Origin of the sequence: Streptomyces beijiangensis (assembly GCF_017315755.1) — a bacterium.
GTDB classification, from domain to species: domain Bacteria; phylum Actinomycetota; class Actinomycetes; order Streptomycetales; family Streptomycetaceae; genus Streptomyces; species Streptomyces beijiangensis.
Genome location: NZ_JAFLRJ010000218.1, coordinates 1 through 14,381 on the forward strand (window position 1 = coordinate 1; position 14,381 = coordinate 14,381).

At 71.0% G+C, this 14,381-nt stretch carries 12 protein-coding genes; 9 read left to right on the forward strand and 3 right to left on the reverse strand.

What is annotated here, in order from left to right; all coding sequences use genetic code 11:
• The 4 genes from J0695_RS22770 to J0695_RS22785 form a co-directional block, all read left to right on the forward strand.
• A partial coding sequence (locus J0695_RS22770) for a DUF4937 domain-containing protein (protein ID WP_206964108.1) occupies positions 1-494 on the forward strand: 494 nt, incomplete at its 5' end.
• Positions 495-600: 106 nt separating this feature from the next.
• Positions 601-1,260, forward strand: coding sequence for a histidine phosphatase family protein (locus J0695_RS22775; RefSeq protein WP_206964110.1), 660 nt, complete (start codon positions 601-603; stop codon positions 1,258-1,260).
• Between the two features lie 15 nt (positions 1,261-1,275).
• Positions 1,276-2,166, forward strand: a complete 891-nt coding sequence (locus J0695_RS22780) for an ADP-ribosylglycohydrolase family protein (RefSeq protein ID WP_206964208.1) — start codon at positions 1,276-1,278, stop codon at positions 2,164-2,166.
• Positions 2,167-2,293: 127 nt separating this feature from the next.
• Positions 2,294-3,886: a DUF4153 domain-containing protein gene (locus J0695_RS22785; RefSeq protein WP_206964112.1), complete on the forward strand. Its 1,593-nt coding sequence runs from the start codon at positions 2,294-2,296 to the stop codon at positions 3,884-3,886.
• Between the two features lie 18 nt (positions 3,887-3,904).
• Here J0695_RS22785 and J0695_RS22790 read toward each other — a convergent pair whose 3' ends face one another.
• A complete protein-coding gene (locus tag J0695_RS22790; protein WP_206964114.1) occupies positions 3,905-5,458 on the reverse strand; it encodes an MFS transporter in 1,554 nt (517 codons plus the stop codon).
• 119 nt (positions 5,459-5,577) lie between these two features.
• Here J0695_RS22790 and J0695_RS22795 point away from each other — a divergent pair, with 119 nt between their 5' ends.
• The 3 genes from J0695_RS22795 to J0695_RS22805 all read left to right on the forward strand — a co-directional run bounded on the left by J0695_RS22795 (position 5,578) and on the right by J0695_RS22805 (position 7,643).
• A complete protein-coding gene (locus tag J0695_RS22795) occupies positions 5,578-6,204 on the forward strand; it encodes a TetR/AcrR family transcriptional regulator (RefSeq protein WP_206964116.1) in 627 nt (208 codons plus the stop codon).
• A 73-nt stretch (positions 6,205-6,277) separates the two neighbouring features.
• The gene (rnhB, locus tag J0695_RS22800) at positions 6,278-6,988 is read left to right on the forward strand and encodes a ribonuclease HII (RefSeq protein ID WP_206964118.1); all 711 of its coding nucleotides are present in this window, start codon (positions 6,278-6,280) and stop codon (positions 6,986-6,988) included.
• A gap of 97 nt (positions 6,989-7,085) precedes the next feature.
• The gene (locus J0695_RS22805) at positions 7,086-7,643 is read left to right on the forward strand and encodes a hypothetical protein (RefSeq protein WP_206964120.1); all 558 of its coding nucleotides are present in this window, start codon (positions 7,086-7,088) and stop codon (positions 7,641-7,643) included.
• A gap of 132 nt (positions 7,644-7,775) precedes the next feature.
• Here the strand turns inward: J0695_RS22805 and J0695_RS22810 are convergent, their stop codons facing one another.
• On the reverse strand, positions 7,776-8,411 hold the full coding sequence (locus J0695_RS22810; protein ID WP_206964122.1) for a hypothetical protein: 636 nt from the start codon (positions 8,409-8,411) through the stop codon (positions 7,776-7,778).
• A 217-nt stretch (positions 8,412-8,628) separates the two neighbouring features.
• The gene (locus J0695_RS22815; protein WP_206964124.1) at positions 8,629-10,797 is read right to left on the reverse strand and encodes a RecQ family ATP-dependent DNA helicase; all 2,169 of its coding nucleotides are present in this window, start codon (positions 10,795-10,797) and stop codon (positions 8,629-8,631) included.
• 111 nt (positions 10,798-10,908) lie between these two features.
• Between J0695_RS22815 and J0695_RS22820 the strand changes: the two genes are divergently transcribed.
• Both J0695_RS22820 and J0695_RS22825 read left to right on the forward strand, forming a co-directional pair.
• Positions 10,909-12,210, forward strand: a complete 1,302-nt coding sequence (locus tag J0695_RS22820) for a DUF4192 domain-containing protein (RefSeq protein ID WP_206964127.1) — start codon at positions 10,909-10,911, stop codon at positions 12,208-12,210.
• 194 nt (positions 12,211-12,404) lie between these two features.
• The gene (locus tag J0695_RS22825) at positions 12,405-14,339 is read left to right on the forward strand and encodes a glycogen debranching N-terminal domain-containing protein (RefSeq protein WP_372445817.1); all 1,935 of its coding nucleotides are present in this window, start codon (positions 12,405-12,407) and stop codon (positions 14,337-14,339) included.
• Positions 14,340-14,381 lie beyond the last annotated feature (42 nt).

Sequence of the window (14,381 nt, forward strand, 5' to 3'; positions counted from 1 at the left end):
GGTGGAGCCGGGGGCGGCCGGGGGTGGCGCATGTCTTCGCCTTCTGGGAGAGCCGGCCCTTCTACGACTCGTTCATGGCGCGCGCGCACGACCGGCTCGCCGCCGGCCAGTCAGGTACGTACAAGGACATCCAGGTCAAGCTCTTCGAGTACCGCTTCGATGTGAAGACAGGGTTCGAGCCGCGTTTCACGGACGCGGACGTGGTGCGTGTCGCGCACTGCCGGGTCCACCCGGACCGCGTCGAGCATTTCGCGACGATGCAGGAGAAGGTGTGGAACCCGGCGATGGCCGGCTCGCCCGGAATGCTGCGGGGCCTGTTCGGCGAGGCGCCCGGCCAGGAGTTCCTGGTGCTCTCCATGTGGCAGTCGGCCGCCGAGCGGGGCAAGTACCGGCCCGAGCGGGTCGAGCGGCTGTCGCAGCGCGCCCAGACCGATACGGACGTGGCGGCGCTGGCGGGCGACGTCGTACAGCTCGAACCATCCTGGACGGTGTGAGGGGCCACCCTCCGCAGGGCCACCCTCCGCAGGGCCACCCTCCGCAGGGCCACCCTTCGGGGGACCTGGCGCGGCGGGCCGCAGCGGTTCGATCTAGGGTTTCCGCATGGCACGACCACGGCGCATCGTTCTTGTCCGGCACGGCGAGTCGGAGGGGAATGCCGATGACACGGTGTACGAACGCGAACCCGATCATGCGCTGAAGCTCACCGAGACCGGGTGGCGGCAGGCCGAGGAGACTGGTGAGCGGCTGCGTGAGCTCTTCGGGCACGAGCAGATCAGTACGTACGTCTCGCCCTACCGGCGCACGCACGAGACCTTCCGGGCCTTCGGCCTCGATCCCGGGCAGGTGCGGATCCGGGAGGAACCGCGGCTGCGGGAGCAGGACTGGGGGAACTGGCAGGACCGCGACGACGTTCGACTGCAAAAGGCCTACCGGGATGCGTACGGGCATTTCTTCTACCGGTTCGCGCAGGGCGAGTCGGGGGCCGATGTCTACGACCGGGTCGGGGCCTTCCTGGAGAGCCTCTACCGGAGCTTCGAGGCGCCCGATCACCCGCCCAACGTGCTCCTGGTGACCCACGGGCTGACGATGCGGCTCTTCTGTATGCGCTGGTTCCACTGGTCGGTCGCTGATTTCGAGGCACTGTCCAATCCGGGCAACGCGGAGTCCCGGGTCCTGGTGCTGGGGGAGGACGGGCGGTATGCACTTGACCGGCCGTTCGAACGCTGGCGGACCCCGGAACCGTACGGCGTCACCGGATAGAGTGGCAGGGCGATGATGACCGCTGATTCCGCTTTCGAACGTGCTCTGGCCAGCCTGCGTGGGCTGTCCCTGGGAGACGCACTCGGCTCCCAGTTCTTCGTCCCCGACAACTACCCCCTGCTGGGGCGGCGCGAGCTGCCGCCCGGGCCCTGGCAGTGGACCGACGACACCGAGATGGCCGCCTCCGTGCTGGCCGTGCTGGTCTCGTACGGACGGATCGACCAGGACGCGCTGGCCGCGTCCTTCGCCGAACACCATGACTTCGACCGGGGCTACGGTCCCGCGGTCAACCGGATGCTCCGCCTCGTCAGGGAGGGCGGCGACTGGCGCGAGCTGGCCAGTGCCCTCTTCAAGGGGCAGGGCTCCTGGGGCAACGGGGCCGCGATGCGGATCGCGCCCCTCGGCGCCTGGTACGCCTCGGACCCGGAGCAGGCCACGCACCAGGCCGAGATCTCCGCGTACACGACACACCAGCACCGCGAGGCCGTCGTCGGCTGCATGGCGGTCGCGGCCGCCGCCGCGCTTGCTGCCGATCCCGCGGGGCCGCCCTCGCCGGGCGATCTGCTGGACGGCGTGATCGCGCTGGTGCCGCGCAGCGCCGTGGGAGCCGGGCTGCGGCGGGCCAGGGACATGCTCGACTACGACGACGCGGGCACGGTCGCCGCGGTACTCGGCTGCGGGCGGCGCACCAGCGCCCATGACACGGTGCCGTTCGCGCTGTGGTCGGCGGCCCGGGGGCTCGGCGACTTCGAGCAGGCCTTCTGGACGACCGCCCAGGTGGGCGGCGATGTCGACACGACCTGCGCCATCGTCGGCGGGGTGGTGGCCGCGGGCAAGGCGGGAGCGCCGCCGGCCGGGTGGCTGAAGCGGACCGAGGCGCTGCCGGAGTGGATCCCCGCGCGCTGAGGCCCCGTTGAAGTTGTCACGGTCCTGACACAGGCTCCCTCCGTACGCGGGGCGCCGTGCTGCCCGGCGCTACCCTTTCGGCCACGTTGCCGGTGATCATGACCGGTGCGTCGACGGAGGGGGTTTCGTGTCCGATGCAGAGCTGAACGACGCCGTTCCGGAGCGGGCGAGGGCGGTGCCGGTTCCCAATCCGCACCAGTGGGCGCACCATAAGGCCGAGCCGCCGCAGTGGCTCGTCGATGTACGTCCCGATCCGCCGGCCGCCGTACGGAGCGCCACGCTCTGGTCCGTGCTGGCCACCGCGGTGCTCAGCGCGCTGCTGCTGGGCGAGGGACTTGGCCTGAATCTGCTGGTCGTGGCGGCTCCGGCCGCGCTCGGCGCGTACTTCGCCGCCCGGGGCGCCGGCCGGACCCTCCGCCCGTGGACGGTGGTCTGGTCGCTCGGCGGACCGGCGCTGCTGGTGATTCCGGCGCTGCGCGACGCGGGCTGGCCCAGCTTCCTGGCCGTCGTCTCCGCGGTGGCCCTGGGTTCGCTCACGCTGCACGGCAGCGGCACCTGGCCAGGGGTGCTGCTCAGTCCGTTCGGACTCCTCGGCTCCATCGGCACCGGGTTCGGCTGGGCATGGAGCGGTGTACGCGAGCGGTCGGGCGGCGCGCGGGAGCGCTGGGGGCCCGTGGTGCGCACCGCCCTGGTGGCAGCCGTACTGCTGCTGGTCTTCGGGGCACTGTTCGCGGGGGCCGACGCGGCCTTCGCCGATCTGCTCGGCGGCCTGGTTCCCAACGTCTCGATCGCGGACGGGCCGTGGCGGACCCTGCTCTTCCTGGTCGGCCTGGTGGGGGCGCTCGCCGCCGCGCACACGGCCGCGGCTCCGCTGCGCTGGGACCGGATGCGGGTCCGTTCCGGCCGCGCCCGGGGCCGTATCGAATGGGCCGTGCCGCTGGTCGTGCTCAATCTGCTCTTCGCGGCCTTCATCGCCGTCCAGCTCGCCGTGCTCTTCGGCGGATACGACAAGGTGCTCCAGGAGACGGGACTGACCTACGCCCAGTACGCACGCCAGGGCTTCTGGCAGCTGCTCTGGGCCACCCTGCTCACCCTCGCGGTCATCGCCCTCGCCCTGCGATGGGCCCCGCGCGACCGCACGCTTGTGCGGTCCGTACTCGGCACCCTGTGCGCACTCACGCTGGTCGTGGTGGCCTCGGCGCTGCGCAGGATGGAGCTGTACGTCGATGCGTACGGGCTGACCAGGCTGCGGATCTCCGTCGCGGCGATGGAGCTGTGGCTCGGCCTGGTGATCGTGCTGATCGCGGCGGCCGGGGTGTGGGGCGCGCGCTGGCTGCCGCGCGCCGTCGCCGCCAGTGGTGCGCTGGCCGTGCTGGTCTTCGGCCTCGTGTCGCCGGACGGGCTGGTCGCCGAGCAGAACGTACAGCGCTACCAGGACACCGGAAAGATCGACATCGGCTACTTCCAGGACCTGTCCGCCGACGCGGTGCCCGCCCTCGACGCTCTCCCCGAGCCGGAGCGCTCCTGCGCGCTGGCAGGGATCACCGACCGGCTCGGCACTGAAGGCAGCGGGGGCACGGACAGGCCCTGGTTCGCCACCAGTGTCGGCGAGTCCAGGGCCAGGGACATCCTGCGCGAGCGGCCGGCCGTCCCCGACAGGGAGGCCTGCGAGCGGCTCGGGCTGTACGACGTGGGGCGCGTCGGAGTCGGCGAGTACTGACGCCGCGCCCCACGGCGGTCAGACCGCGCCGCCGCCGGACGCTGCCGTACCGCTGAGCGCCTCCAAGTCGCTCTTGCGTACGCGAATGACGAAAATGGCGACCAGAACGGCGACCGAGACCAGACCGACCCCGGCCCAGAAGGCCGTCGAGATGCCCTGGGCGAGCACCGCGTGCCCCCAGTCGCCCGGCAGCTGATGTGTCTTGGCGAGCTGCGCCTTCTGCTCCGGTGTGGACTTGGCGAGGAAGTCCGGCATCTGCCGGGTCGCCTCGTTGCGGCTGGCCGTGCCGAAGACGGTGACCAGGATGGAGAGGCCGAGCGAACCGCCCACCATCTGCATGGCGTTGAGCAGGCTGGAGGCTGCGCCCGACTCGTGCTGGGCGACGCCGGAAACGGCGGTCAGTGTCGCCGTAACGAAGATCATGCCCATGCCGAAGCCGAAGCAGAGCATCGGGCCCAGGAGCCCGCCGAGGTACGAACTGCCCTGGTCGACCTGGGTCAGCCAGAGCATTCCGAGGCCGGAGAAGGACGTTCCGGCGATCAGGAAGGGCTTCGGGCCGAGGACCGGGAGCAGCTTCGTCGCCAGGCCTGCGCCTGTCATGACCAGCACGGTCACGGGCAGGAACGCGACGCCCGACTTGATCGCGGAGTAGCCGAGCACGTTCTGCACGAACAGCACGATGAAATAGAACATGCCGAACATGGTCGCGGCGAGCCCCATCATGACCGCGTACGTGCCGGCGCGGTTGCGGTCGGCGAACATCCGCAGGGGTGTGATCGGTTCGGATGCCCGGCGCTCGATGAAGATGAACGTCGGCAGGAGAATGATCGCTGCCGCGAAGGCGCCCAGAGTGAGGGCGTCCGTCCAGCCGGAGTCGGCGGCACGGATGAATCCGTACACCAGTGAGGCCACTCCGGCGGTCGAGGTGATCGCGCCGGGGAGGTCGAACTTGCCGCGGTGGCGTTCGGATTCGTTGATGAACATCGGGGCGAGCAGGGCGATCGCGATCCCGATGGGCAGGTTGACGTAGAAGACCCAGCGCCAGGAGAGCCACTGTACGAGGACTCCGCCCGCCAGCAGGCCGATCGCCGAGCCGCCGGCGGAGACTCCGGCGAAGATGCCGAATGCGCGGTTCCGCTCAGGGCCTTCGGGGAATGTTGTGGTGATCAGGGCCAGCGCGGTGGGCGAGGCGATGGCGCCGCCTACGCCCTGGAGCGCGCGGGCCGCGAGTATCTGCCAGGGCTCCTGGGCTATGCCGCAGATCAGCGAGGCGAAGGTGAAGAGCAGGACGCCGAAGACGAACACGCGCCTGCGGCCGAGGATGTCGCCCGCGCGGCCTCCCAGCAGCAGCAGTCCGCCGAAGGTGAGGGTGTAGGCGTTGACGACCCAGGAGAGCTGGGTCGTGGTGAAGTCGAGTGCACCCTGGATGTGCGGGAGCGCGATATTCACAATCGTGGTGTCGAGGACCACCATGAGTTGCAGAGCGGCGATGACGGCCAGGGCGATCCCCGGCTTGCCTGGCCTGCGTGCCGCGCCCGCCTTCTGTGGAGCAGTCAGCTGAGAGGTTGTCACTATGGGTCCCCCACAAGAGAGTTAGTGAACGCATCCGTTCACTGTGACGTCAACGGTAGAGAGTCCCCGACGGTGGGCGCAAGCGTTCACTGGATCCTGTCCCCGATGGAGAGTTGAAGATGGTTACTTCGCGCTGGTCCGCCGCCCCCACGGCGCGCCCGGTCTCGTTGCGCCGCAGAGGGCCCGTACTCGAACGGGCCATCCTCGAAGCGGCACTTGAGCAGCTGAGCACGGTCGGCTGGAGCGGCCTCACCATGGAGGGCGTCGCGGCCGGAGCGCAGACCGGCAAGGCCGCTGTCTACCGCCGGTGGCCGTCGAAGGAGGACCTGGTCGCGGACGCCCTGCAGTCCGCGCTGCCCGATCTCGACGAGGCGGACGATCACGGGAGCATTCGCGAGGACCTCTATCAGCTCTGCCGGCGGCTGCGGGAAGCGATGTTCTCCAAACCCGGATTTGCACTCCGATCCGTACTTCACGAGTGCGACAACGCGAGCGCGGAGCGGTTCCACGGGGTGATCCTGAACCATGTGATCGAACCGTCGACCCGGCTGTTCAAAGAGGTGGTGCACCGGGGGATCGAGCGGGGTGATGTACGCCCGGACGCCACCGGAGACCTGATCTTCGATGTGATCCCGGGGCTGATGATGTACCGGTCGAAGGTGTGCGCCAGCGAATGGCAGGACGAGGACATCGCCCGGATGATCGACCAGGTGATGGTGCCGCTGCTGGGTCGCTACCCCCGCTGAGGGGGACGCCGAGGGCTGCTGGGGACCCGGGGGTGTCGCGGGTGTCGTTCGGCGGCGTACCCTGTCTGGCGCCATGCCGTACGAACCACCCACACACACCGTAGAGCGCTCGTTGCGCGCCACCACCGGTGCCAAGACCGTCGCCGGTGTCGATGAGGTCGGGCGCGGAGCCTGGGCCGGACCCGTCACCGTCTGCGCCGCCGTCACCGGTCTGCGCCGGCCGCCCGACGGACTCACCGACTCCAAGCTGATCAGCCCCAAACGCCGGACCGAACTGGCCTCCGTCCTTGAGGGCTGGGTCACTTCGCATGCCCTGGGGCATTCCTCTCCCGAGGAGATCGATGCGCTGGGGATGACCGCCGCGCTGCGGCTCGCTGCCGTACGGGCCCTCGAGGCGCTGCCGGTGCGTCCGGACGCGGTGATCCTCGACGGCAAGCACGACTACCTCGGGCCGCCCTGGCACGTCCGTACCGTGATCAAGGGCGACCAGTCCTGCATCGCGGTCGCCGCTGCCTCGGTCATCGCCAAGGTGCGCAGGGACGCGATGATGGCCGAACTCGAGGCGGGCTCCGACGAGTGCGCCGGCTTCGGCTTCGCCGCCAACGCGGGCTATCCATCGCCCGTGCACCAGGCCGCGCTGGCGGAGCGGGGGCCGACCGCGCACCACCGGGTCTCCTGGGCCTACCTGGACGCGTTGCCCCAGTGGCGCCATCTGAAGAAGACGCGTCCGTCCGCGGAGGCCGTCGCGCTGGAAAGCGGGGGCCAACTCGGTTTCGATTTCTGAACTTTCGGTGGATCGGCGGGGAACTTTTCCGTATCGATCGCACTGATGTGCCTACCCGCCGATGTGTTCCGCAGCGGCGTTTGATAGACATCCATCCATGCCTCTCATCCCCGAGGAGCCTCAGATTCACGAGAGCGCCCAGGGTCCCCGCGTCACTTCGGCCACCGGCCGCACTACGCCGACCCCTCGTCCCGTACCCGGTCCGCGTTCCGCTCGCCCCGGGCCCCGGCCCGCCAGGCCCGCGGAGCGTACCGAGCATCCTTCCCGACCGCAGATACAGCTGATTCCCGCACCGCTGGACGGTGCGCTCGACGCCGCGGAGGAAGCAGTCGACATGCTGCTCGACTCCGGCCGTGCGCCGGGCGACATCCTGGTGCTGACCACTGGTGAGCACCACCCCTGGGCGGCGCACGAGCTGTCCTTCGGCGAGGACGCCTACTGGGCCCAGCACGACGCCCGCGACGACGTGTTCTACGCGGACGCCGCTGTCGCTGAGCGTGCCGCGACCCGGCCCGTGGTGGTCGTCGCGGTCAACGGCGGCGCCGATGACGTCACGGTACGGGCGCTGCCCGCGGCGATGGCGCGTGCCGGTGCGCTGCTGATCGTGTGCGGCGACCCGCAGCGCGTCAACGCCGTGCTCGGCGCAGGCGTCTGAAGCACCGCACCAGCCGTCGTACGAGCTGATCGCCCGGCTTTTCCTCCTGCGGGAGGGGCGGCCGGGCGGTGGTGCTGGTCCGATCCGGTCCGGTCGGATCTGATGGGTCCGATCCGTTCGGGTCGGCTCCGGTCAGCGGGCGGCCACGCGGCGCAGTGCCGCCGCAGCGCCCGAACGCAACGGCGCCGGTTCGGAGCCGGCTTCGGCGTCCGCGAGATCGGCGGGCCGGGAGAGCGAGTTGGGCCGCCGGCCGCCGCGGCCCTCGCCCAGCACCTGCCAGCCGCCGCGCGTCAGAGTGATGTACGCACCACAGCGCAGCCCGTGCAGGGTGCAGGCGTCCCGCAGTCCCCACATCCAGGCGCCGTCCTCCTCGGTCCACCGTTCGTCGCCGTCGCGGCAGTAGAGCAGTACTGCGGTACGGACAGGGGTGCGGCGGCGGAGGTCGTGCGGGATGACCCGGCGCAGGTGGGCCAGCAGGGCGTTGCGGAACTCCCAGCCGTCCGCGGGGGCGGAGCGACGGGCGAACGAGGCGCTGGCAGTGAGCCGTTCCTCGTGGTCGAGCACGGCGACTACAGCGGTCGAGGGCGGTGGCCGGTGGCGGGAGTGCAGTCCGCTGACGACCTCCCGGGGATTGCGCAGCAGAGGAATTCCTGCCGCGGCCCACTCGGCGGGCTCGAGCAGCCTGCCGAGGCGGTTGGCGGAATCGGTGGCGGACAACGACATCGACGAAGTGGTCAGAGCAGCGGTCGGAGCGAATCCGAAGGTCACGGTCCTCCCTTCGCATACGCGCCCACAGTGCGGGCAGGGTCGGGTGAGGGCGCACCGCGGCACAGCCCTTCCGGACCACAGGCGAGCCGTGCGGGGAGCAGCTCCAATTCTTCCTGGCGTATGGGCGGGCGGCAACGAGCAATTGACGATGCTGACTGGAATCTGCGGGTATGGCACTCATATCCCTGCCCAGGCGCACCCCGAGTGACGCCTCTGGTCACGCCTGAACCGCAAGGACCAGCGGAAACACCCCCTTTGCCCCGGCCCGGCGCAGCAGCCGCGCCGCCACCGCCAGTGTCCAGCCGCTGTCCATGAAATCGTCGACGAGCAGCACGGGACCGTCCGCGGCGGCCAGCGCGGCGGAGAGTTCGGGCCCCACGATGAATGCCGAGTGCAGGGCCCGCACCCGCTGGGCGCTGTTGCTCGGCATGATCCGCTGGTCTGCCGTCTCCGGTGCGTAGCCGAGCTCTCCGAGCAGCGGCATACGGCCGACCTCGGCGATCCGCCTGCCCAGCGATCCGATCAGATCGGGCCGGCTGTGCGAGGCGATGGTGACCACACCTGCCGGCCGGGGCGGGGCGTCCGGGTCGCCGGAAGCCCAGCCGCCGGGCCCCCTGGCCCAGTCGGCCAGCACCGTCACCATGGCATCCACCACGGCATCGGGGACCGGACCGTCGGGCGCTTGCGCCGCGAACATGGGCCGGAGCCTGTTCCCCCAGCCGATGTCGGAAAGCCGTCCCAGCGCCCGCCCCGTCGAGGCCTGTTCCCCCAGCGGGATACGGCCCTTGAGGTCCACCCCGACCGCGGCGAGCCCGGTCGGCCACATCTTTCGCGGGTCCACCTCGACGCCGGGCCTGCTGAGCTCGCCGCGTGCGGTGTCCAGAGCGGCCCCCGACACCTCGGCGGTGAACCTGCCCCCCGCACAGTTGTCGCAGCGCCCGCACGGGACGGCCTCCTCGTCGTCCAGCTGGAGGCGCAGGAACTCCATCCTGCAGGCCGTCGTCGTGGCGTAGTCCCGCATCGCCTGCTGCTCGGCGGCCCGCTGCTTCGCGACCCAGGCGTACCGCTCGGCGTCGTACACCCAGGGCTGTCCCGTGGAGGTCCAGCCGCCCTTCACGCGCCGCACCGCGCCGTCCACGTCAAGGACCTTGAGCATGGCCTCGAGACGGGTGCGCCGCAGATCGACCATGGGCTCCATGGCGGGCAGCGAGAGCGGCCTGCCGGCCTGTGCGAGCACGTCGAGCGTGCGGCGCACCTGCTCCTCGGGCGGGAAGGCCACAGAGGCGAAGTACTTCCAGATCGCCTCGTCCTCCTTGCCCGGCAGCAGCAGCACCTCCGCGTGCTCCACACCACGTCCCGCGCGCCCCACCTGCTGGTAATAGGCGATGGGGGAGGAGGGCGAGCCGAGGTGGACCACAAAACCGAGGTCGGGCTTGTCGAACCCCATGCCCAGCGCGGAGGTGGCGACCAGTGCCTTGACGCGGTTGCCGAGAAGATCCTCCTCCGCCTGGAGCCGGTCGGAATTCTCCGTCTTGCCGGTGTACGAAGAGACGGTGTGCCCGCGCTGGCGCAGAAACGTCGTGACCTCTTCGGCGGCGGCGACCGTCAGGGTGTAGATGATCCCGGACCCCGGAAGGTCATTGAGGCGGTCGGCGAGCCAGGCCAGCCGGTGGGCCGCGTCAGGGAGCTGGACCACGCCCAGACTCAGGCTCTCCCGGTCCAGTGCACCGCGCAGTACGAGTGCCTCGCCGCCCCCGGTGCCCAGTTGTTCCGCCACATCCGCGGTGACCCGGGCATTGGCGGTGGCGGTGGTGGCCAGTACCGGAACATCCGGCGGGAGATCGGTGAGCATGGTGCGCAGCCGCCGGTAGTCGGGCCGGAAGTCGTGGCCCCAGTCCGAGATGCAATGAGCCTCGTCGACCACCAGCAGACCGGTCGAGGCCGAGAGCTTGGGCAGCACCTGGTCGCGGAAGTCCGGATTGTTGAGCCGCTCAGGGCTGACCAGCAGGACGTCGACCTCACCGGCCGCCACCTCCGCCTGCACCGTGTCCCACTCCTCCGTGTTGGAGGAGTTGATGGTCCGGGCCCGGATGCCGGCCCGGGCCGCGGCGTCGACCTGGTTGCGCATCAGCGCGAGCAGCGGCGAGACGATCACGGTGGGACCGCTGCCCTGCGCGCGCAGCAGCGAGGTCGCCACGAAATACACCGCGGACTTGCCCCACCCGGTCCGCTGCACGACCAGCGCCCTGCGCTTGTCGGCGACGAGCGCCTCGATGGCCCGCCACTGGTCCTCGCGCAGGCGTGCGGCCCCGGTGGGGTCGCCCACGAGGCGTGCGAGTACGGAGTCGGCCGAGGCCCTGAGGGCGGAGCGGTCTGCGTTGGTCATGCCCCCATGCAACCTGATCGCACTGACAAAGCACGAACGACCACGTCGGCCTGTGGACAAAGTTATCCACAGGGGTCGCGGACTTTGATCGGCCAGTGCACCTTCGTGACCATGAACAAGCACCACGAATCAACCGGTCCTTCGTCCGCCCAGGAGCAGATCACACTGCGAGGCCCTGCCGAACTCGCGGACGCCCTGCCGTATCTGATGGGCTTCCACCCGACCGACTCGGTCGTCATGGTTGCTCTGCACGGCCGTCGGGGTCGATTCGGCGGCCGCCTCAGGCTCGGCATTCCGCGCTCGCCGGGAGAGTGGGGTGCCGTTGCCGAGCAGCTCGCCGAATGCCTGGTGACCGGCAGCGAGCGGCGCGGTGACAAGCCGGAAGGCATCGTCGTCTTCCTCTGCCAGGATCCGCGCCCCGGCGAGACGTCCCGGCAGGTCCTGGAGCGGCTCCGCCCACTCGCGCAGCAACTGCGGACGGCTTGTGGCTCTCTCGAGGTTCCCGTCCACGAAGCACTGTGCATCTCCGACGGACGTTTTTGGTCCTACTGCTGTCCGGACACACGCTGCTGCCCGCCGGAGGGGAACGTCCTGGCCATGCCAGGGACGTCGGTCATGGCCGCGGCTGCCGCATACGCGGGAATCCAAGTGCGCGGATCCCTGCGCGACATGGAGGCCCGACTGCTGCCTTCCACCGCTGACACCGGGGGGCAGGAGCAGGCGCTGGACCTGGCCGCGGCGGCCCTGGTGCCCAGGATCCTGGACGGATCCGGACGGGAACAGGTCGGCGAGGAGACGCTCGAACTGGCCCGGACCCTCATGCGGCGCATCGCTGGAGCACCAGGGAAGGCGGGCCGCCCCGAAGCCGGCACCGACTGGGGGGACGACGCGCTCATCGACGACGGTGAGGCCGCCGCTCTCGTCCTCGGCCTCCAGGACCGTAAGACTCGTGACCGGGCTGCGGAGTGGATGGAGGGATCCGAGGCATCGCACGCGCTGCGACTGTGGCGCGCGCTGTCACGACGCTGCGTCGGTCCGTACACCGACCATGCCGCGGCCCCGCTCACCCTTGCCGGGTGGGTCGCCTGGTCGACCGGTGACGAACCCGGAGCGCGGGTCGCCCTGGGGCGTGCCCTTCAGCTCGACCCCGAGTACCACTTCGCCCAACTGCTGCACCAGGCCTGCAACGAAGGACTCGACCCGGAGGCGCTGCGCGCCTGTCTGCGCAGGGAGCGTCAGAGCCGGACGGCGGGTACCGAAGGCCCCGTGCGCACCGAGACCCGGCGCAAGCCGCCGCAGCCGCCTGCCGGCCGACAGGACGGACCGTCCGGTGCGGTGCGCCCGGGGGCAGGCGGACCGCACGGCCGGACCCGCAGGCGCAACGGGCAGCGCGGGACGAAGAGCGGGCGGTGAGGAGCGTGCGGGGATGCGGCCGTGACCCGGCCGCCCGCGGCGCCGTTCACCTGGGTGGTGCTGAGCAGTGGCTCGCGCCGCGGTACCCACCGCAGCTTTTCCGAATGCACAGAAGGCAGACCATGGCCCTCACCGTCCCTTCCCGATCTCGCGGAACCGACTCCGCAGCACCGGGCGCGCGGCGGCCCGGAGAGCTGCCCCCGGTGCACGCCGCATTGATCTGCGTGGCTCTGCCGGGCCTGGCGATCTCTCCGGAGGACGGACAGCTCACAGGGCAGGGTCTCGAGGGTTTCTACCAGTCGGGGCGCCGGCTTCTCTCCCGTTGCCAGCTCCGCGTCGCGCGACGCGAGCCTGTCGCCGTACAGGGTCGACTGGTCTCGGCCGACCGTGCCAGATTCCTCTCCGTGGTCCGTACGGCCGCCGACAGCGGACCCGACCCCGAGATCACGGTCGAACGGTTGCGGCATGCCGACGGGACCGAGCGGATCACCCTGCGCAGTTCGGCCGGGCGCACGCGCCGGCTGCCGGTGGAGATCGCGCTGGGCACCGACCTCGCCGATCTGGGGGCCGTCGCGGCGGGCCGGACGGGGCCGGAACTGCCCGCCAGCGTCCACGACTCGGGTATGCGCTGGGCCACAGCGACGGCCCATGTCGTCGTCACCGCCCACCCGCCGCCCGAGGACGCGCTGGCCTCCGCGGGGCTGCTCTGCTGGGAGCTGGAGCTGGAGCCCGGTGGCTCCTGCTCCATCGAGCTGAGGATCGGCGCCGACCGTCCGCCCAGGCCGCCAGGTCAGTCCGGCAGCCACCCACTGGCGCCGGCCAGGGCCGAGGGCGACGACCCCCGTGCGGAGAAGCTGCTGAGGTCAGCACTGGACGACCTCCGCGCCCTGCTGGTCCGCGACCCCCGGCACCCGGTGGACATGTACCCGGTGGCAGGGGTGCCCTGGCGATGCGGATTCGCCCCTGCCGAGATGCTGTGGGCCGCGCGGATGACACTGCCCCTCGGCACCCGTCTCGCCGCCGCCGTACTGCGCACGCTCGCCCGGACCCAACTCCCGGGCCCGGGGCCGGACGCCGGGCGTGTTCCGGGGCCCCTCAGGGACTCGGGCCCGCATCTTCCGCCGGGCTGTTCGGGTATGGAGGCCACGCTCCTCCTCCCCACGCTGCTGGCGGAGGCGCGGCGTTGGGGCATGCCCGAACAGGAGGTGGCGGAGCTGCTTCCCGCCGCAGAGCGCGCCCTGAACTGGCTGCGCGCCGCCGCGGGGGACGGCGGCCTGCTCCGGGACGCCGGACCCGGTGGGCTCCAGCGCGGCGAGACGCAGGCGCACGCGCATCGCGCAGCGCTGCTCGGAGCCGCACTCCTGGAGGAGTGCGGCCGTCCCGGAGGAGACGACTGGCGAGAGTGGGCGGGCGTACTGCGACGCAGGTTCCAGCAGGAGTTCTGGGTCGAGGACCGTGGTGGCGGCCGCCCTGCGGCGGCCCGCACACCCGAGGGAAGGCTCGTACCGCACCTGGGTTCCGGCGTCGCCCACTTGCTGGACACCGGTCTGCTGGGAGCCGGGCAGCTCGCCCCCGGGCTGCTGGACAAAGTACAGACCGAGCAGCTGGCCAGGCTGCTCGGCGGCCCCGCGATGGACTCCGGCTGGGGGCTGCGCAGCCTCGGGGCCAAGGAACCGGGGTACAACCCGTTCGGGCATCGCGGCGGGGCGGTGCGGGTGCACGAGAGTGCGGTGGCATTCGCGGGTCTGGCGGCCGCCGGATATGAGAAGGAGGCGAGCTCCCTGCTGCGCGGCGTACTCGACGCCGCCGATGCCTTCGGCTACCGGCTCCCGGAGATGTACGCGGGGGAACAACGCACCGAGGCCGGTGTTCCGTTGCCCCATCCGGCAGCCTGTCGGCCGGCCGCGGTGGCCTCGGCCGCCGGAATCCACCTGCTTGCCACGCTGGCCGGTATCCGACCCGACGCTCCTGCGGGTACGGTCGCGCTGCATCCGGTGAGTTGTGCGCCGCTCGGTGCCATCCAGTTCTCGGGACTGCGTGTGGCCGGGGAACCCTTCGCCGTCAGGGTCAGCAGGCTGGGGCTGGGGATGGTGGAAGAGGCGGCGGGCGGGCTGCAACTGGGGGTGTGAGTCGGGTGGGCGACGTACGAGTGGAGAGCACTGTGGATGGCA